Origin of the sequence: Oceanobacillus sp. MO10714A, assembly GCF_037072045.1 — a bacterium.
Taxonomy (GTDB): Bacteria; Bacillota; Bacilli; order Bacillales; family Amphibacillaceae; genus Oceanobacillus; species Oceanobacillus indicireducens.
This window is the reverse complement of sequence record NZ_JAXHDC010000011.1, coordinates 46,361-69,662: the sequence shown is the minus strand read 5'-3', so window position 1 is coordinate 69,662 and position 23,302 is coordinate 46,361. Positions and strand designations below refer to the sequence as shown.

17 protein-coding genes and 1 CRISPR repeat array are annotated in these 23,302 nt (G+C 39.1%); of the genes, 15 read left to right on the top strand and 2 right to left on the bottom strand.

Annotated elements, in window-relative coordinates; translation table 11 throughout:
• Positions 1 to 7: 7 nt before the first annotated feature.
• Positions 8 to 334, bottom strand: coding sequence for a PTS lactose/cellobiose transporter subunit IIA (locus tag SPD53_RS08780; RefSeq protein ID WP_336252298.1), 327 nt, complete (start codon positions 332 to 334; stop codon positions 8 to 10).
• A 158-nt stretch (positions 335 to 492) separates the two neighbouring features.
• On the opposite strand from SPD53_RS08780, the gene SPD53_RS08775 reads away from it, so the two are divergent.
• From SPD53_RS08775 to SPD53_RS08745, 7 genes are all read left to right on the top strand, one after another.
• Positions 493 to 1,338 carry a MurR/RpiR family transcriptional regulator gene (locus SPD53_RS08775; protein ID WP_336252297.1) on the top strand — a complete coding sequence of 282 codons (846 nt, stop codon included), beginning with the start codon at positions 493 to 495 and terminating at the stop codon, positions 1,336 to 1,338.
• Between the two features lie 23 nt (positions 1,339 to 1,361).
• Positions 1,362 to 1,667: a PTS sugar transporter subunit IIB gene (locus SPD53_RS08770; RefSeq protein WP_336252296.1), complete on the top strand. Its 306-nt coding sequence runs from the start codon at positions 1,362 to 1,364 to the stop codon at positions 1,665 to 1,667.
• 29 nt (positions 1,668 to 1,696) lie between these two features.
• Positions 1,697 to 2,971, top strand: a complete 1,275-nt coding sequence (locus SPD53_RS08765; protein ID WP_336252295.1) for a PTS sugar transporter subunit IIC — start codon at positions 1,697 to 1,699, stop codon at positions 2,969 to 2,971.
• Between the two features lie 175 nt (positions 2,972 to 3,146).
• Positions 3,147 to 3,452 carry a hypothetical protein gene (locus SPD53_RS08760; RefSeq protein ID WP_336252294.1) on the top strand — a complete coding sequence of 102 codons (306 nt, stop codon included), beginning with the start codon at positions 3,147 to 3,149 and terminating at the stop codon, positions 3,450 to 3,452.
• On the top strand, positions 3,445 to 4,773 hold the full coding sequence (locus SPD53_RS08755; protein WP_336252293.1) for a 6-phospho-beta-glucosidase: 1,329 nt from the start codon (positions 3,445 to 3,447) through the stop codon (positions 4,771 to 4,773). Before SPD53_RS08760 ends, SPD53_RS08755 begins: the two co-directional genes overlap by 8 nt.
• Before the next feature lie 283 nt (positions 4,774 to 5,056).
• Positions 5,057 to 5,782, top strand: coding sequence for a glucosamine-6-phosphate deaminase (gene nagB / locus SPD53_RS08750; RefSeq protein ID WP_336252292.1), 726 nt, complete (start codon positions 5,057 to 5,059; stop codon positions 5,780 to 5,782).
• Between the two features lie 538 nt (positions 5,783 to 6,320).
• A CRISPR array of direct repeats spans positions 6,321 to 10,053; the repeat unit is 33 nt; unit sequence ATTTCAATCCACACTCCCCATACAGGGAGTGAC.
• A gap of 821 nt (positions 10,054 to 10,874) precedes the next feature.
• Positions 10,875 to 11,288, top strand: a complete 414-nt coding sequence (locus SPD53_RS08745; protein WP_336252291.1) for a VOC family protein — start codon at positions 10,875 to 10,877, stop codon at positions 11,286 to 11,288.
• Positions 11,289 to 11,497: 209 nt separating this feature from the next.
• Here SPD53_RS08745 and SPD53_RS08740 read toward each other — a convergent pair whose 3' ends face one another.
• A complete protein-coding gene (locus SPD53_RS08740) occupies positions 11,498 to 13,072 on the bottom strand; it encodes a bifunctional metallophosphatase/5'-nucleotidase (protein WP_336252290.1) in 1,575 nt (524 codons plus the stop codon).
• 547 nt (positions 13,073 to 13,619) lie between these two features.
• On the opposite strand from SPD53_RS08740, the gene SPD53_RS08735 reads away from it, so the two are divergent.
• From SPD53_RS08735 to SPD53_RS08700, 8 genes are all read left to right on the top strand, one after another.
• Positions 13,620 to 14,639 (top strand): phosphate/phosphite/phosphonate ABC transporter substrate-binding protein, encoded by a 1,020-nt coding sequence (locus SPD53_RS08735; protein ID WP_156855256.1) that lies wholly within the window; start codon positions 13,620 to 13,622, stop codon positions 14,637 to 14,639.
• 84 nt (positions 14,640 to 14,723) lie between these two features.
• Entirely contained in the window at positions 14,724 to 15,506 is a 783-nt protein-coding gene (gene phnC / locus SPD53_RS08730; protein ID WP_336252289.1) for a phosphonate ABC transporter ATP-binding protein, read from the top strand.
• On the top strand, positions 15,499 to 16,311 hold the full coding sequence (phnE, locus tag SPD53_RS08725) for a phosphonate ABC transporter, permease protein PhnE (RefSeq protein ID WP_336252288.1): 813 nt from the start codon (positions 15,499 to 15,501) through the stop codon (positions 16,309 to 16,311). The genes phnC and phnE (SPD53_RS08725) overlap by 8 nt, the downstream gene beginning before the upstream one ends.
• Before the next feature lie 14 nt (positions 16,312 to 16,325).
• On the top strand, positions 16,326 to 17,132 hold the full coding sequence (phnE, locus tag SPD53_RS08720; protein WP_188857686.1) for a phosphonate ABC transporter, permease protein PhnE: 807 nt from the start codon (positions 16,326 to 16,328) through the stop codon (positions 17,130 to 17,132).
• A gap of 179 nt (positions 17,133 to 17,311) precedes the next feature.
• Positions 17,312 to 18,475, top strand: coding sequence for an RNA-guided endonuclease InsQ/TnpB family protein (locus SPD53_RS08715; RefSeq protein WP_188857687.1), 1,164 nt, complete (start codon positions 17,312 to 17,314; stop codon positions 18,473 to 18,475).
• A 252-nt stretch (positions 18,476 to 18,727) separates the two neighbouring features.
• Positions 18,728 to 21,328 (top strand): DUF3945 domain-containing protein, encoded by a 2,601-nt coding sequence (locus SPD53_RS08710; protein ID WP_336252287.1) that lies wholly within the window; start codon positions 18,728 to 18,730, stop codon positions 21,326 to 21,328.
• A 345-nt stretch (positions 21,329 to 21,673) separates the two neighbouring features.
• A complete protein-coding gene (locus SPD53_RS08705) occupies positions 21,674 to 21,853 on the top strand; it encodes a type II toxin -antitoxin system TacA 1-like antitoxin (protein ID WP_336252286.1) in 180 nt (59 codons plus the stop codon).
• Entirely contained in the window at positions 21,837 to 22,379 is a 543-nt protein-coding gene (locus SPD53_RS08700; protein WP_336252285.1) for a GNAT family N-acetyltransferase, read from the top strand. Before SPD53_RS08705 ends, SPD53_RS08700 begins: the two co-directional genes overlap by 17 nt.
• Positions 22,380 to 23,302: the final 923 nt, after the last annotated feature.

The following is a 23,302-nucleotide window of genomic DNA, read 5'->3' as shown; positions in this document are numbered from 1 at the left end:
AAGCCTCCTAATTGACTTTTTCTTCTAAGAAACTAATTTTTTTAAGCATCTTAATCATTTGCTCAATTAATGAAATCTCACTAATGGATGTCATTAAATGATCCTGTGCGTGTACGAGTAATAATGACATTTTGACATTTTCTCCGTTAATATCTGCCTGAATAAGTTTTGTTTGTGTATTATGTGCTTTATTCAATGTTTCGTTCGCATTCTCCATCTTCTTATAGGCTTGTTCAAATTGATTTTCATGGGCCAACTCGAGAGCTTCATAAGCTATTGCTTTTGCATCTCCACCGTTTGAAATAATATTAAAAATTTCTAACTCCATATCCATATAAAACCCCTCCTAAATTTCTTTAACTTAAAGATACCACAAATGAAATTAAATTTTATGGAATTTAATCATTTTCTTGATTATTAATTTCATTTATCTTATAATACAATCAAATGGAAACCCTTTCAAATAAAAACTAATTAAAAGGAGCAAGCTATTTGTATATTTTAGAAATGATCGAGAAACAAATGAGTTATTTTACAAAAACAGAGAGGCTTGTTGCTGAGCACATCATTAGTAAACCGCAACATGTTGTAAACTACACTACAAAACAATTATCTGCAAAATCTGGAACAAGTGAGGCGGCAGTAATTCGCTTCTGCAAACGTATCGGGATAAACAGTTTTAAAGATTTTAAAATTGAATTAGCAAAAGAGATAAGCCTTGAAAAACATGAAATATTATATGATTCCCCAATTCAATTTGAAGACACTACAGACGAAGTGATTGATAAGGTAATGAAAAAGTCGATAAAGGCACTGCAAACTACATCACAACTATTGTCTACACAACAATTGGATGAAGCCATCCAAGCTCTGTATTCGGCTAAGAGAATCTATTTATATGGTGCGGGGGGCTCATCTATTGTTGCACAAGACTTAACATTAAAATTGCTAAGAATTAATACGTCTGCTTTTCATCATGCAGATATACATGTACAAATGATGAATGCAGCAAATATGGATGAGCGCGATGTTTTATTTGTTGTCAGTACTTCTGGAACAACAAAAGAAGTACTACAATTAATTGATTTAGCAATAGCTAAGAATGCGAAAACTATTCTACTTACACAGCAAAGAAAGTCACAGGCAAGAAGTAAAGCAGATATAATTCTCGATATATCATTAGAAGAAGAGAATATTAGAATCGGCACTATGAGTGCTAGAATTGCTGAGCTAGCTGTAGTCGATGCTTTATTCATAGGTTTATGTATTAAAATGGGTGATTCAGTTTATAACCACATTTTTAGTACACACCATGTAGTATCACGAATAAAAAAATAAATCTACTTGAAGGGGGTGAAAACATGAAAGTACTATTTGTATGCTCTGGTGGGATGTCTAGTGCGATTGTTGTTAACGCCTTAAAAAAAGAAGCCGAGAAACATGGACAAGAGATTGAGGTTAAAGCAATTGGATCTAGTGAAGTATCAATGGAGCTTGAAAATGATTGGGATGTAGTTATGGTTGCACCACAGATAAGGCATCGCTTTGATAATATAAAAAATGAAGCAGATGAAGCTGGTGTGCCATGTGGTGCAATCCCACCTCAAGGTTATACACCATTGGGTGGACCAATTTTATTTAAAGCGTTGAACGAGTTGGTTAATTAGCACTACATGTATGAGAGGAGTTAATTACAATGGGGAAATTTACTGTCTTCCTTGAAAAGAAAGTCTCTAGTCCGATGGCCAGATTAGCTGAACAAAGACATCTTTTAGCTATTCGAGATGGTGTTATTTCATCCTTGCCATTTATTATTGTGGGTTCATTCTTTTTACTAATAGCATCCCCACCTTTACCTGAAGCATGGGCAATTACTCAATGGGCAACTGAACATGCCGCTGAAATTCTAATTCCTTACCGGATGACGATGTTTATTATGTCCCTATATGTTGCATTCGGTATAGGGTACAATTTAGCAAAGTCGTATAAAGTTGACCCTTTGTCAGGTGCACAAATCGCAGTTGCATCCTTATTACTTACGATTACTCCAACTGTAATTGAAGAGTTAGGCTTTGTATTGCCTATGCAATATCTTGGCGGAAGTGGACTTTTTGTCACAATAATCGTATCTATTATATCTGTTGAAATCTTTAGGATATGTAAACAAAAGGAAATTACGATAAAACTTCCAGAGGCTGTACCTGCATCTGTTAGTAGATCATTTGAAGCACTTATTCCCGTTGCCATTGTGATAGTTCTAATGACTATTATTACGGTAGTTATGGGAATAAATTTACATGTAGTTATCGAGAAACTTGTTGCACCTATTATTACAGCTGGTGATAGTTTATTAGGTGTTTTAGTACCAGTATTTTTAATTACATTCTTTTGGTCCTTTGGAATTCACGGCGTTTCTGTTGTAGGTTCAGTTGCCCGTCCTGTATGGGAGGTTTATTTATTAAATAACGCTGAGGCAGCATCTGCTGGTGCAAGTAGTCTTCCTCATGTGGCCCCCGAGCCGTTGTATCAATGGTTTATTTGGGTAGGCGGCTCTGGTGCGACATTAGGCCTTGTAATTGTTATGTTAATATTTTCTAGATCAAAGTATTTAAAAAATTTGGGGAGAACAGTAAGCATACCTAGTCTATTTAATATTAATGAACCTGTTATGTTCGGATTGCCAATTGTTTTAAACCCAATATTAATTATACCGTTTATTGTTACACCTTTAGTACTTACAATTGTTTCTTATTTAGCAACATCTCTTGGTTTAGTATCACCTACGTTTATAAAAGCACCATGGACACTACCAGCACCAATTGGGGCCTATTTAGCAACTGGAGGGGACTGGCGTTCTATTATATTGGTTCTGATAAACATTGCAATTTCTGTAGTTATATACTTTCCATTCTTTAAGGTTTATGATAAAAAAATGCATGCTTTAGAACAAGGGGAAGATACAATTTCATAAAATTATAGGGAGGTTGGGACAAAACTATTTTAACATGATGAAATCCGAACGAATCTGCTAACTATCGCTGAGAATAAACCTCTTACGCAGGCGGTTGTTAAAGATGAGAATTGTTCAAATTTCACCATAAGTTAAAGTTATATCTCAACCTCTGTTTATTAAGGAGGAGTGTATCATGAAGGAATCGAGATTGATACCTCATATTAGCTTTAAAGGTGTTTTCATTTTTATATTTATTCTATTTATCGGAATGTTGATTATCCCTATCCCACTGCGATATTTTCATCTATCTGAATCATTAAGTTATTTTATTAGTGCTGGAGTTTCGGCTTTTATAGGGATGAGTATTGCACTTACAAAAGTAGATGGGAAATCAGAAGATAAAGTCCTTTTTAAAAAGAGAATACTGATTGCACTAATTATCGGGTTTTCAACTAGTGCATTAATGACATTTGTATTTGGAGGAGACATTCTTGAATAATAACCAGATTAAACTAGTGACAATAGGTGGTGGTTCAAGTTACACACCCGAATTCGTTGAAGGTTTAATTAACAGATATCATGAACTGCCTGTTAAAGAGTTATGGTTAGTTGATATAGAATCAGGGAAAGAGAAACTAGAAATTGTTGGGAACTTGGCAAAGAGAATGGTTAAAAAAGCAAACATACCAATGAAAATATATTTAACACTAAATCGAAAAGAAGCATTGAAAGGTGCTGACTTCGTTACGACTCAAATACGAGTTGGTCTCTTAGATGCTAGAATTAAAGATGAACGTATACCTCTTAAACATGGTATGGTTGGACAAGAAACAAATGGAGCAGGCGGCTTGTTTAAAGCACTTCGCACTATCCCTGTTTTATTAGATATTGTTAACGAAATGACCGAGTTATGTCCTAATGCATGGCTAATTAATTTTACTAATCCTGCAGGCATAATCACTGAAGCCGTAATAAAACACAGTAAACATAAAAAAGTAATCGGGGTATGTAATGTACCCATTAATATGAAAATGAGCATTGCAAAACTATTGGATGTATCTGCAGATCAAATACAAATTGTTTTTGGTGGACTAAATCATATGTCATACGGTCTTGATGTATATGTAAATGGTGAATCGAGATTAGACGATGTAATTAAATTGCTAACAGATCAAGAAAATCAATTGACAATGAAAAATATAATTCCTCTTCCATGGGAAAATGAATTTATTAAAGCGTTAAAAATAGTTCCAAGCCCTTATCATCGTTATTATTATAAAACAAAAGAAATTTTGCAGAATGAATTAGAAGGGTTTAGGGGCGGCAAAACCCGTGCAGAAGTAGTTAAACAGCTAGAAGACGAATTGTTTGAACTTTATAATGATCCGAATTTAAATGTAAAACCCCCACAACTTGAAAAAAGAGGGGGAGCTTACTATAGTGATGCAGCGTGTAACTTAATATCCTCTATTTATAACGATAGGTGCGACGTTCAGACATTAAATGTTTTAAATCAAGGTGCCATTACGAATCTTCCTAATGACACAGTAGTGGAAGTTAACTGTATGGTTACGAAGCAAGGACCTGTGCCGCTGACAGTTGGAGAGCTTCCTCATGCTGTAAATGGTTTAGTACAGCAAATAAAATCATTTGAATTGACAGCTATAGAAGCTGCGGTAACTGGTTCTTATGAACAAGCTTTATTGGCACTTTGCATAAACCCACTTATAACAAGTGATGAAGACGCTAGGATAATATTAGATGAAATGTTAGAAGCACATAGGGATTACTTGCCCCAATTTTTCAATCAACAAACATAGAATATATCTTTAACCTATATATAATACGTAGAGATTCCTGTATCGAAGAATTTATAATTTTATTTTAGGATTTGGATAAATGTATCAGATAACAGTAATGACTTTGCTCATGCTGGTAATGGAAACTTTCATATGGTATTAATAAAGGAAGGGGTGGGTGGGGAAGTGTGGTTGTAAATTTCCTACTAACTGATGAAATACATAACCTCAATATACGGTTTGCCACAATGGAACTAACTTCATCATTGTTGGGGTAATTTTTATAGGTAAAGGAGATAAACCAATGAACATTATGAGGGTAAGAGACTATAACCAGATGAGCGAAAAAGCAACGGAGTTTCTCGTTAATCGCATTAACTCGTTGGAAAACCCAGTTCTCGGTTTAGCAACTGGTTCAACAACAGAAGGACTTTATCAGCGCTTGATTGAAAAGTATAGTCAAGGAGAAATATCGTTTAAACATGTTACAACATTTAATTTAGATGAATATGTAGGTTTGGAACAAAGCGACCCAAAAAGCTATTATCATTTCATGAATGAAAGGTTATTTCGCCACGTAGATATTTCAACGGATCGTGTTCATATTCCGAATGGAGCAGCTTCGGACCTGAAAAAAGAATGTGAAGCGTATGAAAATGCAATTGCACAAGCTGGTGGAGTAGATGTTCAAGTGCTGGGAATTGGCGCCAACGGACATATTGGTTTCAATGAGCCGGGAACACCTTTTTCTAGTAAGACAGATGTCGTTGACTTGGATAAATCTACTATTCAAGCAAATGCGAGATTTTTTAATTCAATAGAGGAAGTTCCGACACAAGCAGTCTCTATGGGAATCGAAACTATTATGAACAGTAAAGAAATTCTTTTAGTTGTTTCGGGTGATACAAAAGCGGACGCAATGGCAAAATTGCTGGAAGGAGAAATATCCGAGGACTTTCCTGCTTCCGTTTTGAACAAACATGACAGCGTAACGGTTATTGTTGATGAGGCGGCATTAGCCGGTTCATAAAAAGTGATTATTTTACTTTGCGTTCAAACGATACAGCCAATCAAGCTAACCCACCTAATAAGTCCCAATTTTAACCATCTTCAGATCCAATATCGTGTAGTTCGTTGGACGCCAAGTATACACAGTTGATGATGCGGTAGGAGAACTGATAGGAATTATGAGATGGGACCGTAATAGATTAGGGGTTATATTAATTTTTCTTGATAGATTTTCAACAACATGATGGCATGAATGCTTTACTTTTTATTTTAGACCAGTGCATTATAGTGCGCGGGATCCGTAAAAAATATCTGAGCAAGAGTGACATGATACATTTAAACGTAGTCAGCACAAAAAGACGAAAAGAATCCTATTTTGATCTTTTCGTCTTTTCAGCCGCGTCATACGGTGAGCAATACGTTATTTCTTTTAATCCACACTCCCGATACAGGGAGTGACTGACGCGGTTACGCTTGTCCATTAAAGACAATTCATTTCAATCCACACTCCCATACAGGGAGTGACATCATTACACGCAAATGCGGGCGCCGTAAGTGCAATTTCAATCCACACTCCCCATACAGGGAGTGACGCAAGGGAGGTCTAACCATGCAAAAACTAGATAATTTCAATCCACACTCCCCATACAGGGAGTGACTCGACAGCGGGGAAATCATACAAGCTAAACTCCGTATTTCAATCCACACTCCCCATACAGGGAGTGACTCTAAATTGAGATATGGAGGTAAAAAGATGGCGATTTCAATCCACACTCCCCATACAGGGAGTGACGTGTATATCCTTTATCTTGGTACTTAGCGTATAATTTCAATCCACACTCCCCATACAGGGAGTGACGTGGGGCAATTAAAAAGCAAGGTAATTCAATTCGCATTTCAATCCACACTCCCCATACAGGGAGTGACTGTTGATTCATGGAAATCTTGGAAGCATGATGACGATTTCAATCCACACTCCCCATACAGGGAGTGACAATGAAGCTGACTTTATCAATGGAGTAACTTGGAATTTCAATCCACACTCCCCATACAGGGAGTGACTCTATCAATATGTTACAGGTGCGCTAGGATATACTATTTCAATCCACACTCCCCATACAGGGAGTGACGATATTACCTTTAGAGTATCAACAAGGTTTTCGCTATTTCAATCCACACTCCCCATACAGGGAGTGACTGGATTTCTTCGTTCAAGGTGTAAGTGTGTTGGAATTTCAATCCACACTCCCCATACAGGGAGTGACCTCCATTGAATCTCCCTTCGCTTGTAAGTAATAAATTTCAATCCACACTCCCCATACAGGGAGTGACATAAGTGGGGTTGGGATGAAAATGCGGACTAACTATTTCAATCCACACTCCCCATACAGGGAGTGACAAAGGTAAGAATTCGGGTTCCTCGTCTCCCTTTGATTTCAATCCACACTCCCCATACAGGGAGTGACCCTTCTTTGGCAATTCGTTATATCTAGGTATCATATTTCAATCCACACTCCCCATACAGGGAGTGACTCATTTTTGATTCACCTCCTGCGTTTCTTAATCATTTCAATCCACACTCCCCATACAGGGAGTGACAGTGTTGGAAGTGCACAAGTATTATGCCCTTTGTATTTCAATCCACACTCCCCATACAGGGAGTGACAAGAATTTACCTGGGTAGCACTCTATGACGGATTATTTCAATCCACACTCCCCATACAGGGAGTGACTTGCATGGATTCCATTTCTTCTCTTGCGGATTGAAATTTCAATCCACACTCCCCATACAGGGAGTGACGAAACCAAACAGAACAAGCAGTGTACAATGTCCTATTTCAATCCACACTCCCCATACAGGGAGTGACCGTTACTTCGGCGAAAGTTATAAAGCGCAGCCTAAGCCATTTCAATCCACACTCCCCATACAGGGAGTGACGATTGACTGTGATACTTGCCCGAGAATGAACGCTATTTCAATCCACACTCCCCATACAGGGAGTGACCGATTTTATTCTATATATCTGCGCATCATATACAATTTCAATCCACACTCCCCATACAGGGAGTGACCTAAAAATGTCTTCTCCTAATTTAAAATAGTAGGATTTCAATCCACACTCCCCATACAGGGAGTGACCCATTTTGACTTTTTGATTTGCTACCGAACCCACTATTTCAATCCACACTCCCCATACAGGGAGTGACTTTAGCATATCAAAGGCCAATGGGAGAGTTCATGATTTCAATCCACACTCCCCATACAGGGAGTGACTAATAATAACGCTACTGGTTCATTTCGAGGAAATATTTCAATCCACACTCCCCATACAGGGAGTGACGAACCAGACTGTGGGAATGCCAATGCAGTTGCAAATTTCAATCCACACTCCCCATACAGGGAGTGACCCGTGCTTTTATCAGGTCTTTCGATTTTCTTGTTATTTCAATCCACACTCCCCATACAGGGAGTGACTAAGTTTTATAAACAACCAGTGGGTGACGGGAAAATTTCAATCCACACTCCCCATACAGGGAGTGACACTTGCTTCTATATCGCGTGTTTCTAGATATAAGATTTCAATCCACACTCCCCATACAGGGAGTGACTCGCTCGTTATTTTAAATAATTCTCTGAAGACGGATTTCAATCCACACTCCCCATACAGGGAGTGACTTTAACGGAGCATTGAATGAGTTTTTACAAAAGAATTTCAATCCACACTCCCCATACAGGGAGTGACACCATAAACCTCAATCCAACCCATCTCCGTCCAGATATTTCAATCCACACTCCCCATACAGGGAGTGACTACCGTCGCTAGTGTGATAGATTCCCATTTTGGATTTCAATCCACACTCCCCATACAGGGAGTGACATAACATGAAATTTGGAACGTTTGTGACAAGATGATTTCAATCCACACTCCCCATACAGGGAGTGACGGTTTTACACCAAAACTGCGGTTGAAAGAAGGGATTTCAATCCACACTCCCCATACAGGGAGTGACCCGTTTGGGGGTGTCTTTTTTATATTTAAAAGGAGATTTCAATCCACACTCCCCATACAGGGAGTGACCGTCAAGGTCAGCCCTAACCTCACTCGCAGTAATAATTTCAATCCACACTCCCCATACAGGGAGTGACTCTGAGGGATATAGAGGGTGTCCTCAAAAATGAGATTTCAATCCACACTCCCCATACAGGGAGTGACTGGTAAAGTTAGTGAGTATTTAAGCGAATCTTTATTTCAATCCACACTCCCCATACAGGGAGTGACGCAATAAATAGCGTAATGTATTTCAGCTTGCCTTATTTCAATCCACACTCCCCATACAGGGAGTGACAGGACGACGGAGCCGGTCAGGTAGGCGATGGATATATTTCAATCCACACTCCCCATACAGGGAGTGACGTTGGTAACCAGGCAGTGTCAACGGATAGCGGATATATTTCAATCCACACTCCCCATACAGGGAGTGACATTAGTTACTTTCGTGCCGTCATGTTCGATTGGATTTCAATCCACACTCCCCATACAGGGAGTGACCACCTGCATTCCTTAACTGTGCTTGTAGTCGATTATTTCAATCCACACTCCCCATACAGGGAGTGACAGGTAACAAAGCAACCGACTGGACACCAGCTCCAATTTCAATCCACACTCCCCATACAGGGAGTGACATTGTGTTGTAGGTTCTCAATCATTTCATCGGCAATTTCAATCCACACTCCCCATACAGGGAGTGACATCGCTTGACGGCAGAGGGATTGCTGGAAGTCTAATTTCAATCCACACTCCCCATACAGGGAGTGACCCACCTCCGCCGCCATCATCTTCTGGAACGGTGTCACATTTCAATCCACACTCCCCATACAGGGAGTGACTAGGCATTGGTGTAAATGGTCACATTGGATTCAATATTTCAATCCACACTCCCCATACAGGGAGTGACCGGCGGGGAAATGTAGAGTTTTTTCTGGACCGTAATTTCAATCCACACTCCCCATACAGGGAGTGACGTGCCTTCGTTTTCTACTTCTACGATGTCGGCGGGATTTCAATCCACACTCCCCATACAGGGAGTGACAATCACCAGTATATCTATTGGACCACCGCAAGTTATTTCAATCCACACTCCCCATACAGGGAGTGACTATGGTGTTTGATCTACTGTAGCTTGCGCTAATTATTTCAATCCACACTCCCCATACAGGGAGTGACTCGTTACCTCTTTGAGCTCTTTTTCATAATCAAAATTTCAATCCACACTCCCCATACAGGGAGTGACTGCGAGATATTGACAAAAACATCTTTAACTTACTATATGTAGTATCGTATCACCTTCACTATCCATAGAACAAGTTAAAAATCAGAAAATCCCCGTATTAATATAAAACTTTATGTGCGAACCTCCTGGGGAATTCATGGGCGCTTCAGGTTCGCGCGTTTTAATTAATGTTTTCTACTAATTTGAGCGTCTGTAAATAATAGAGATTTTGAAACCTATAGAATTCAATATTGAAATAGAAGATTATAAAAGTTAAGGTTCAGATATAGGTTATAAGATAGATAAACATGTGAAAATCTTACTGCGTGGTTTTTCCATGTTTAAGTAAGCCTTTCGTTTCTTTTGAAGAGTAAACTTCCTGATAAAATTTTTAACTGTATCAATAAAACATAAAAATTCGTGAGTCCACTATGCTAATATCTAGGTACTAATATTTAGATACTCACAAAACTTTTATGGTAATCAACCACTTTATTATGGAGAACTCAATAAGTTATAATGAAGTCCAGGATAAAGAACGTTTCGGGAGTGAGTATAAAATAAACCTCACCCAGAATATATAGATGGGGTTCTATTTCGCCCCTATTTTAATTATGTTTTTTAAAAGGATTTCCCAAACTTGGAAATGGATTTACAAAGTTTTATAATAAGTTAGAGAGGTGCATTGATTACCAAGAAACCAATTGATTCAGTGTCACAGGTTGTATTAGCATCGCGGTATCCTGAAAAACGAACAACGAAAAGCGTATGAAGCAATCGGGGAAGAAACAGTAGAAACTCAGGGCTCCAATAATGAATATAATGGAAGGACGTGTTTTAAAATGGCGGTAGAAGTTTATCTCGTATTTGACGGCGATTGTCGCCAAGCAGTGGAGTTTTATTCACAGGTGTTTGGAACGGAAATCACAGATCTAACTACTTTCGAGGATACACCACAGCATCCCGATTACACACTCCCCGAAGAGGCAAAAAACCGAATCATGCATGCCCGACTTGAAATTAGCGGGAGCAGGGTCATGTTCTCTGATACATTCCCAGGTCAGCCTTTCGAGCAGGGCAACAATGTAACATTGGCATTGCTTAGTGACAAGCAGGACGAGTTAAAGGAATGGTTTGAAAAACTGAAAGATGGTGGAATCGTTGAGATGGAGTTACAGGAAACTTTCTGGAGTCAACTCTACGGACGTGTTACTGATAAATTTGGAATACATTGGCAGCTTAGTCACGAGGTATAATAAAATGCAGTCTCTAATTGAAGGGACTGCATTTTATTAGGATTTGAAAAATCGAAAGGAATTTGGGTGCAGCTTTCTTAGCTTTGTATAAATCATTGCAAGTAACTTTAAATTCTGCTGTTTTTAAATAATTTTCATCCAATGTCCAGATAGCAGCCTTCTCAATTACAAATTTTGACAATGCATACAATACTTGCTTTGCCTCTCACTCAAACCTCCACCCAAAAATTCTCCGTCACACTCGCCCGAATCGTTCCCCGCTCCTCTATGTAATTACTAATCAACTCCACCATATCCTGTTGAATTTCTTTTACAACCGGTTTGTTTTTAAACATATCAAAGTCGCCGCCTCCACTTGCACGGTAATTATTCATGACGACATTGTAATTTCCTTCCATATCTAGTGGTTCGCCCTTGTACGTAATGTTTTCCACTTTGCTTCCTTTAGGGTTCGATACTCGTATGGAATACTCGATCCCTTCCCACATATCATAATTATAATGCTCCGGCTTCGGAATGAGATAATCTGGGTTGACGGTCAACTCTCCATTCGCATCAAGCGTGAAATAATTTGCGCTTTTTTCCAGTGCTTGTTTGATATCCTTTCCAGTTAGTGAAAGAACGACGAGTGTGTTCTGGAATTTATAGTTTGTAACAATATCACGCATCGTTATTCTCGAAGGAAATCCAGTTGCTTCATTCCCCAGCAGAGCTGTGACTGAAATATTTGCACCTGACGCCTCCATTTGCACCTTTTGCACCAGTTCAATGAAGGGATGCTTATTCACTCTCGCCTTGAATGGGTCCCTGATGATCATATTGCCTTCGATTTTTCCGATTGGTTCATCCAGCCAATTTTGCGTGGATTGCTCCAATTCTTCCATTTCTTCTAAAATAACTGGATCCGCCTGTATCCCTTCTAACGTTTTCACGTCTGCTTGCTTATTTGCTATGACCCAGCTGTCTTCATCCCGCTTGAATGTTACATCAATTTCTCCGTAGGCCTCTCCATTATTTCCTGGCTGAATGACAAGACAATCACGAATTGTACCAGTTAAGGTTCGGTGTTGATGGCCGGTTAAAAGGATGTCGATCCCGTCTATTTTATCCGCCATTTCATACCCTTGGTTTTCACCAGTTAAATTTTCTGTTATATCTCCTGTTTCAACATCCCTTTCGAATCCTCCGTGATAGAGGGCGATGATGAGATCGTAGTCTTCGTTAGATTGTATTTCTTTTACGACATCTTTTAGAGTGGAAAAGGCATCCGCAAATTGTATCCCTTGAATATGTTCCGGTGCTTCCCAATTTGGAATATAATGCGTTGTCACGCCGGTTATCGCCACTTTAATCCCATTACTTAATGTTTTAATGATGTAGGACGGACCAAAATAAGGTTCTCCCGTTTTTTTATCCAATATATTAGCGGATAGCCACGGGTAGTTTGACTGATTGACAGCGTCCTGTAAAATCGTTTTACCAAAATTAAATTCATGATTGCCGGGGACACCTGCATCAAGACCGATTCGATTCATAATTGCAATCATTGGATTCGGTTTTGCTGCATGATTTTTTACGTAATGGGACATCAGTGGCGTCCCTTGAATAAGGTCACCATTATCGAGCACAATCAGATGCTCATTTTCCTGGCGTTTTTTCCGGGCAAGTGTAGCGTATGTTGCTAAACCGAGCTCTGCCTTTTCGTTTGTTCCATAGTTAATCGGGAGAATATTCCCGTGAATATCGCTTGTATAAAGCACTTTAATAGTCGTTTGTTCCGTCAAGTGTGTTCATCCTTTCCTGGAGAAGTGTTCCTAATAATAGTTTACCAAAAGAAAGCTATATTTTTATAATAAAATATTGTCAAAAACTGTGACATAAGACATAATGAGAATGTAGGGTTTGTCTATTAGTAATATACTTAAAAATAGCAAACGTTAAAACGTGATGGGTTGAGAAAAATGGGAAGCGTGCTAAGGGCAGCATTTGTTTAAACCTTAACACAAGTAGTAAATCTCGTAAAAGTATTGCGAATAAACCGCAAGCACTTTCGTGGAGCTAACCCATTAGAAATTAATAGGTTTCTATATTTAGGAATCCCGTCACTTAAAACAGAAGGGGGCAATTACGAAGCGTTAGGGGAGAGGGAAGCAGCTACATATAATGATGATAATGGAAAAAGAAAACGTTTCAACGTAAAAAAACTTTTATAAAAATTTACAAATGTTTACCTGCCGTTCATAGTTATTTAAGACTTATTTTATAAACTAGTCTTTACCACCATTAAATAAAGAGAGGAAGATTGCTTTGAAGAAATTCTTATATTTATTCATGGTAAGTGCAATTATTGTTGTATTAGCGGCTTGTGGAGGAAAGGATGAAGGAGGATCTTCATCTGGAGAAGATGGGAAAACGTCGATTGACAAGCTATCCATCGGGTTTGTTCCATCAAGAGAGCCAGAAGAAATTATCACAGCAACAGAACCTTTGAAAGATTTATTGAAAGAGGAAATGTCTGCTCAAGGTTATGAAATAGGTGAAATCGATATTACAGTAGGGACAAACTACGAGGCGGTTGGTGAAGCACTTTCAGCTGGGACAACGGATATTGGGCTTATTCCTGGTGGTACATATGTGCTATATGATGATGGTGCAGAGGCCGTTTTGACAGCAACACGTGCTGGATTAAGTATTGAATCTGATGATGCAAAAGAGTGGAATGATAATAAGCCGACAGAAGACTCCGATGAACAGACGACAAGCTACCGTGCTTTGATTATCGCTGGTCCGTCTGCAAAAGGACAGGAATTGTCGGAAAAGGTAAATAATGGCGAAGAGTTAACGTGGGATGATGTGAATAGTGCATCTTGGGCTGTGATGTCTTCCTCTTCACCGGCAGGCTATATTTACCCTGCTTTATGGTTGGATGAAAACTATGGAAATACGATTACGGACCTTGATAATGTAGTAAAATCTGATTCTTATGGAAGTTCATTTGCGCGACTTGCAGCAGGTCAAATTGACGTCATGGTAGCATACGCAGATGCAAGACGTGACAATGAAGACCAGTGGCAAGATGAATTCGGCGGAGAAGGAACGATCTGGGATGAAACGAATGTCATTGGTGTAACTCCTGCTATTTATAATGACACGGTTAGTGTCAGTAAGAATTCTGAAATTATGGATGATGACTTGAAAGCAGCCATTCAGCAAGCCTTTATCAATATTGGTGAGTCAGAAGAAGGACAAGAAGTCATTTCTATCTACAACCACGAAGGATACCAAGAAGCTGATCCAGCCGATTATGACACTGAAAGAGATGCACAGGAAATGGTTCAAAGTCTGAACTAATCAAACGCATCATTCAATAGAATGCTAGTTAAATGAGAGCATCACTTGTTGATGTTCTCATTTTTCAAGATTGGAGAGTAAGAGATGATAGAATTTATCGACGTTGAAAAAACTTATTCGAATAACATGAAAGCACTGGAAGATATTAATTTGCGGATTGAAAAAGGTGAATTCGTTGCGGTTATCGGTCCTTCAGGTGCTGGGAAATCTACATTGCTTCGTTGTATCAACCGAATGCATGATATATCTGAGGGAAAATTAATTGTTGACGGAGTGGAAGTAAACTCATTGAAAGGAAAAGAGATTCGCAAATTCAGGCAGCGTATTGGCATGATTTTTCAATCGTATAATCTTGTTACAAGAATCTCTGTTATAAAAAATGTCCTCGTGTCCTTCGCTCCAAAGCTTCCCTATTGGAGAAAAGTGCTCGGGCTGTATACGAAAGAGCATAAAGTGAAGGCGTTGACGGCACTTGACCAAGTTGGAATTTTGGACAAAGCGTATGTCCGAGTTGATCAATTGTCTGGTGGACAACAGCAACGTGTGGCACTAGCACGAACACTTGCGCAGAACCCCGACATTATTCTAGCTGATGAGCCGATTGCATCCCTCGACCCTGTGACAGCTAAACAGGTAATGGATGATTTCACAAAAATAAATCGGGAAACGAATATTTCTGTCATTATCAACATCCACCATGTCGAAATAGCGCTTGAATATGCGGACCGGATTATCGGGATTAGAAAAGGAAAAATTGTTTATGATGGAAAAGCGGAGGATTTAACAGAGGAAAATCTTAATTACATATATAAAGGGCAGACAGAAGAATTGCAATCAAATGAAATGGAGGGGAAAACGGATGTATGATAGAATTTTCCCCCCAGCTAAAATTACACTCCCAAATGGAAAGATCGTTTATGAGAAAAAGTCGCGGGCACCGATCATTCTCGTACTGCTTGTGCTCGCTACGATTATTTCGGTCCGGTTTACAAATTTTGATTTGAATACATTGTTTAAGCGAGGGCATGAATTTTTTGTGATAATCGGTCAAATGATTCCACCAAAATGGGATTATTTAAATAATATTTGGAAGCCGCTCCTCGATACCATTAAGATGTCATTATTGGGTTCAATTCTCGGCTCGATTGCTGCCGTTCCAGCGGCATATTTCGCATCTTCTAATATCGTAAGTAAGCCGGTAGCTGCGGTGGCAAAGTTTTTCCTAAGTATTCTCCGCACATTGCCGACGCTTGTTACGGCATTGATTGCTACTTTTATATTCGGCCTCGGGACACTGGCAGGTACGGTAGCGATTTTTCTATTTACGATTGCTTATGTTGGGAAATTGCTATATGAACAAATTGAAAATGCCCACATGGGATCTTTTGAGGCGATGGAATCAATTGGAATGGGCCGTCTGCAAGCGTTCCGTTATGCGATTTTCCCCCAAGTCTTGCCTAACTACTTGTCAACCTCGCTATTTTCCTTTGAAGGAAACGTCAGGTATGCCGCAATTTTAGGGTATGTCGGTGCTGGCGGGATTGGACTATTGCTAGATGAATCACTTGGCTGGCGCGATTATTCAAGTGTTGGGATGATATTGCTCATGCTGATTATTACGGTATATCTCATTGAAAAAGTCAGCGAGCATTTTCGCAAAAAGTTAATCTAAAGGAGTATATTCATATGGATGCAATCGAAAAACAGCTTCATGCTTCACCGCGAAATTTACGCTATATCTTTACCATAGCCATACTCATCCTGCTTTTATTTATTTGGTCGCTCACTACTGTGAATCTAGATAATGTATCTGAAAGCGGGTTGGGGATTGCTGCAGGGATTATTGGAGGGATTCTGAATCCGGATTTAGATTTATTATTTAGTTTTACATCCCAGGGTGTGTTGTATTTACTTATTGAAACGATAGCAATTGCTTTTCTCGGTACGATTATGGGTTCGATATTGGCGATTCCGCTTGCGTTTCTATCCGCCTCTAAGATTGTACCAAAACCTGTTGCGAGTGTTACGAGACTTTTATTAATTATCATTCGTACGATTCCAGCCCTTGTTTATGGATTAATGTTTATTCGCGTCACAGGGCCAGGTCCATTTGCCGGTGTGTTGACCATTTCACTTGCATCAATCGGGATGCTCGCCAAATTATTCGTCGATGTGATTGAAGAGCTCGATACAAATATCTTGGAATCTCTTGACTCGATTGGCTGCAATACATTTGAGAAAATCCGTTACGGTATATGGCCACAGCTTTTTTCCATGTTTCTTTCCATCATCATTTACCGTTTCGATATGAACTTAAGAGAAGCATCGATTCTTGGAATTGTAGGGGCAGGGGGAATTGGTGCGCCACTAATCTTTGCGATGAATGCTTACCGGTGGTCTGAGGTTGGTTCGATTCTTATTGGTTTAGTTGTGCTAATATTATTGGTCGAATTTTTCTCTAATCGAATTCGGAACAAACTCGTACGGGGGTAGGATATCCATTTTGTTGTATAAACTATAATTTACAGATTTTTAACTAATTAAAACGAGAAGTCTCCCTCCTATTAGCATGGTGTGGTGGGAGATGAATCGTTTGTTTTGTCAGAAATTATTGATAGTTATTTTCTTTTCGGTTACAATAGAACAAACGTTCCGATCGAGGGGTGAGTATCATGTATCGTGGAAAGCGAGTTTCTTTTCATGCATCGAAGGAAGCAATCGATCGCTTGTTTGCATGCAATCGTCTGTCCGCTTATGTGTGGAATGCTTGTTTAGAAGTTGCTAAAAACCATCATCTGCAAGCAGGTAAGTGGATCAATCGAACCCATTTACAACAAGCAATCAAGAAAATGGTCCCTCTTCACAGTCAAAGTATCCAAGCAGTGGCACATAATTACTTGGATGCCAGAGATAGCACGAAGAAAGCCAGAGAAAAAGGGATTTCTACTGCCCGCTATCCCTACAAGAAAAAACGCCATTATAATACGAAGTGGGTGGACAAAGCCTTCAAAATAGAGGGAAACAAAATCACCTTATCCATGGGGGCTAAACGTAAACCGATTGTTGTCTTCGTCTCGGATTTACCATCTGGCGATATCAAAGAAATCGAGCTTTGTTATGACAACGGCTTATATTTGTCCGTTTCCTTTGATGATGGCCAGCTTCCAGAAGAGCGAGTAGGAACCCAAGAGGCGGGTGTCGATATGGGAGAAATCCATTCCTTCGCTTCGATCGCTGAAAATGGGGAAGGTGTGATTCTGTCTGGCCGGAAGCTGCGAAGTATTCACCGTTTCCGCAATCAAAAGCTAAAAGAACTGCAACGCAAAATGAGTAAATGTAAAAAAGGCTCGAACCAATGGAAAAAATACCAGCGTGCTAAAAAGTACATCCTGTCAAAAAGTGATAAACAATTACGTGATGCGAGTCATAAAATTACGAGAAATTTCATGGAGTGGGCGGTGGAAGAATCGGTCCACACGTTACATGTTGGTGACGCACGAAATGTCAGTAAACATACGAAAAAGAGAAAACGATTGAACAGAACCAATCGACAAAAAATGTCGAATTGGAATGTAGGACAGCTACTAGGTTACCTCGTCTATAAGGCGGAGGCAACAGGTATCCAGGTCGTATTAGTAGATGAATCCTACACCACACAAACATGTCCTGTTTGTCAAAACAGACGAAAACCATCCGGAAGAACCTATACTTGTTCTTGTGGTTACGAGGCGCATCGTGATTTGCATGGTGCAGCGAACATCTTAACGAAATCCAAATACAAAAAGATGCTGCCGGTACCGACAAGCAAGAAGATAACGTATCTACGAGTTGCATAAAACAATGAGTAGTAAATGGCGTGTTCCCGCCCACATGGATTGATGTGTTGCTTATTATGAGATAAAGAACACCCACCACCATCAGGTGGAGCGTCTCCTAACCGATGCGCACGGGAACTCTTTTTCTTTAAGATAAGAAACCCCCATTTCAAAAGATGTTCATCTTTAAGTGGAGGGAGGTTCATTAGGAATACAACAATGATTTGATAGAGTGGATATGAAAAAATAAATGATCTGACTAGGAGGGTAAAAGTGAAAAGAAATGCTTATGCTTTATGGATGTTGCTGCTCACGCTAATCGTAAGTATTACCGTTTTACCAATGCCATTTCAGGCGGAGACAATGGATGACCCAGCTCCAATCATTCAGCCGGAAACCCCAAATGGAAAGAAAGTATTATTTGATAATACCCACGCACAAACGGCTGGACAAGCAGATTGGGTGATTGATGGGGCTTTCTCCGATTTTGCGGAAGGGATAGCCGACAATGGGTATTATGTGGAAGAGTTTCGGAAAAACGGTCCGCTAGCTGTAGAGGACTTGGAGGATTATGATGTGTTTGTCATCCCAGAGGCAAATATTCCGTTCAAGAAAGAAGAACAGGATGCGATGATTACGTATGTTGAAAATGGTGGAAGTATATTCTTTATTTCCGATCATTATAATGCGGATCGCAATAAAAATCGCTGGGATTCTTCGGAAGTGATGAATGGATACCGTCGCGGAGCACATGATGATCCAACAAAAGGAATGTCAGAGGAAGAAAAGAACTCTGAAGCCATGCAAGGCGTGGAAGGGTCCGATTGGCTAAGTGATAACTTTGGTATCCGTTTCAGGTACAATGCCGCGGGGACAGTAATAGCAGATCAAGTAGTGGACCCAGCAGAAACATTTGGGATTACACAAGGTGTGAGCGAAGTAACGATGCATGCTGGTTCGACACTAGCTATAACAGATCCAGAAATAGCAAAAGGAATTCTGTACTTGCCAGAAGGTCTTGATGAAAGCGATAAATGGGGACCAGCAGTGGATGAAGGAATTTATCATGGTGGTGGAGTAGAAGAAGGTCCATATGCCGCTATTTCCAAATTGAAGGAAGGTAAAGCTGCCTTTATTGGCGACTCCTCTCCTGTAGAAGATGCGACACCGAAATACCGAAATGAAGAAACCGGTGCAAAGAAAACAACGTATGATGGATTTAAAGATGCTGACAACGGAGAATTACTATTAAATATGATTGATTGGCTAGCGGAGGATGAATCCTATGAGAACTTTGCCGAGGTAGGTATCCCGTTAGATGAACCTTCGCCCTTCTTGGACAAGGAAATACCGGAAAATTCAACAGAACCCGAGGAGGAACCTTGGTCTACACCGTTAGAATCTTATGATTGGTTTGATCCAGCAACATTCGCACCAGGCTCTTTTGGTTCACCTGAAGATCCGGTTGCGGAACCGGAACTATCCTTGAGTTATCCATCTGTTTTACCAAAAAACGAGCTCTTTACCATTGAAGTTGTGGCAGAAGGTTTAAATCCCGGGCAAACGATTACGGGGTATAACCTTGGTGTTTATTTAGATGGTGGAAAGCAAGTAGCCAAAGTTCAGAATGCTGATGGAAGCTGGCCTTCTGATTATGGTTATAGTGAACAATTTTCACTTACAGCAAATAGTGACGGTATTGCAAAGCAAACCTTAAACGTACAGCTTGATAAAAATGCGGATGGAAATGCGAATGTACGCTTGCGTAAAGGTTCAACAAACGTCCTTACAAATCCCGCGCTGATTAGAGAAGCGGAAGAAACTGTAAAACTTTCAATTCAGGAAGCTCGTGCTTTAGCGGATGGTAAACCTGTAGAAGTAGAGGGCGTTATTACGACAAAACCAGGACTATTAGGTGGGCAAGGTTTTTATTTACAAGATGAAACGGCAGGCATTTATGTGTTTCAACATAATGAGGCGTTTCGTCCTGGAGATAAAGTGAAACTTGAAGGAGTCGTCTCGACACATCAAGGGTTAAAGCAAATTTCAGATCTTGAGCTAATTGAAGTTATAGGAGAAAGTGAACTCCCAGAATTTGTAGCGGTCGACAAAATAGACGATGCCAACCAAGGGCAGCGTGTTACGATTCAGGGTGAAATTGAAAATATCGTGTCCCACTGGAATGCATTTGAATTTGATGTAAGAAACGGTGAAAATTTGACGAGAGTGCGAGTCGATGACCGAACGAATATATCCTATGAAGCGTTTGTAAGCAATTATGAAGAGGGAGAAAAAGTTTCGGTATCTGGTATCGCTTCGATTTTTCAAGATACGTATCAATTATTAGTAGTGGATGAAGACCATATCCAGAAGACGGCAGATTCTGGTTCTGCCCCAATCATTAACCCTATTCCAGATTTCACGACATTTGATATTACGGAATCTTATCAAATTCCGGTTGATGTGTATGATGAAGATGGAGATTTAGCTCAGGTCATTATTGAGATGGAAGACAATACAATGGAAAATGATATTTCGATTGAGCCTCTAGATTATACACCTGGAAATTATGAAATAAAAATTATTGCACGTGATGAGGCAGGGCATGTCACGGAAGAAGTGTTTCCTGTAGAAGCAATTCTCTCCCTATCTGAACTGGATGAATTAGTGGAATTAGGAGAAGATCAAGGTTATCTCGATGAAAAAATGGAAAAACGGTTATTGAAGAAAGCTATGGATGTTCAAACTGCTAAAAATGAACAAGCGAGAAATGGGAAATGGAATGCATTGGTTAATCAGATTAGAGCGCAATCGGGTAAGAAAATAGAGCAGGGGTATATTGATTATTGGGAAATGCCGGTGGAGATGCGGTAGGTGAATACTGGGAATAAAAACTTAATGTTTGGTTCGCTGCACCTTTCATGAAATGATACTGGCATTGCAGGATATGTAATAAAACATGCTAATAGAAAAATGAAAAAGAAGCTAGGTACTTCAGCCGAGCTTCTTTTTACTTTAGTATATCTTGTTATGGAAAGGAGAGCATTATATAAACTTTCCCAGATGGATTGGATTTACTTCTGAATGCTCGCTTAACTCATCTACTTGTTTAATATTGTCAAGTCATATGGTATACTTAAAGTACTTAAAGGTGAGACTGCACATATACTAGCTAAAAAGGACGTGACGTATGTGTGCGTAAACAAGGAGGAAAAAGACATGGGGACAACGACAGAACGTATGCAAGTTAAATCCACTGAGATTGAATTTAAATCTGAGAAAGAGTATGATGATTTTGTTAAATTAATAAATAATCCTCCAGAGCCTAATCAACGTGTAAAGAGACTTATTAAACAATATCAAAGCCAAAGAGAGAAGAAGGATGACAGTAATAAATAATCCATTAAAAGAAGAATGGATAAATAAAAATCACTATTCTGCGATAAATGGTTTTAGTTGTATTGATGAAAAAGGTGATAATCAGGTACAATTGTTCTTACAAGAGGAAGCATTAGACTTGCTAGAACGAAATTTAGTCAGAACACGATTATTTTTCGATGAATATAGGAATTTGATTGGTTTTTATTCATTATTTAACAATACAATAAAAGCCAATAAAGGGAAGAGAGAAGAGCTTAGCATATATCTTCCTTATGAAGTCAAAGAAATACCAGCAATTAGGCTTCATTATATTGGAGTAGATAATAAGTATAGACGTCAAGGGCATGGAGATAACCTCATGACATCGGTGTTAGTTAACTGTGCTAAAATTGCTCAATTATCAGGCTGTTCGCTTATTACTGTAGAGTCAACTAAAAATGCAATAGGATTTTATGAAAAATATGGCTTTGTCCATATTAGAACAGAGGGAAACTTTAACTTAATGGGGATAAACACAAAAGGAATATTAGATCTAGTGAAATAGCAGATTGGTAACTACTTAACTCAAATTATGGTAGATGCCTGTTACTAATTTAAGAGCATTATGAAAAAAGCTAAACGTTATATTACGGTATTTTTAAATTCATTCATCAGTTAAAAAGAACAGTGAATCGTTTAACATACGCGTGATTTCCAAAAAATATTTTGTGTGGCGGAGATGAAAATTTTAAGATGTTTATAGAAAATCCAATGCAATTATTAACTAATATTAGCTAGAATTGACTAAGGGTAAACCGACGCCGATTCTAGCTAATTTTTATTGAAGTTTTTTGTTTATTTTAGTTAGTAAATGGGAAGGAACAAGCGTTTTAGAAAATACTATACTCAATTATATGAATATCTTTAGATTTCGATGGTATGAATAATACCTTTAAATTAGAGTGTTTTGAGCTAAAAGGTTGAGCTATCCGGGGTCGGACTATGAAGGCGATGATATGACTTGGTGCAAGTGCGCACCATCCTTTACGATTTCGCACACTAACCAAGCAAAGCGTACCAGCCCCAGATGACCTCGCATTACAATAATATTTCACGTTCTAATCTTGAAGGCTTCTTATATTTTATTAGAAGAACCCTAGAATAGCCTGATCTCCGAAATTGTGTAAAAGTTTTTTATATGGAGCCGTTCAATAAGTAAATACAGGGAGTGACTGCTTAAAGACCAAAACAAGCGGTCATTATGCGATTTCAATCCGCACTCCCAATACAGGGAGTGACAGCGGGATATTGATAAAAATATTTCTATCTTACTATATGTAGTATCGTATCACTTTCACTATCTATAAAACAAGGTATTAATCGGAAAGTATCCGTCTTAATATTGGATTTTATGTGCGAATCTACCGGGGAATTCAAGTGCGCTTCAGGTACGGGCATTTTGTTCATAGTTTTCAATTAAATTATTTT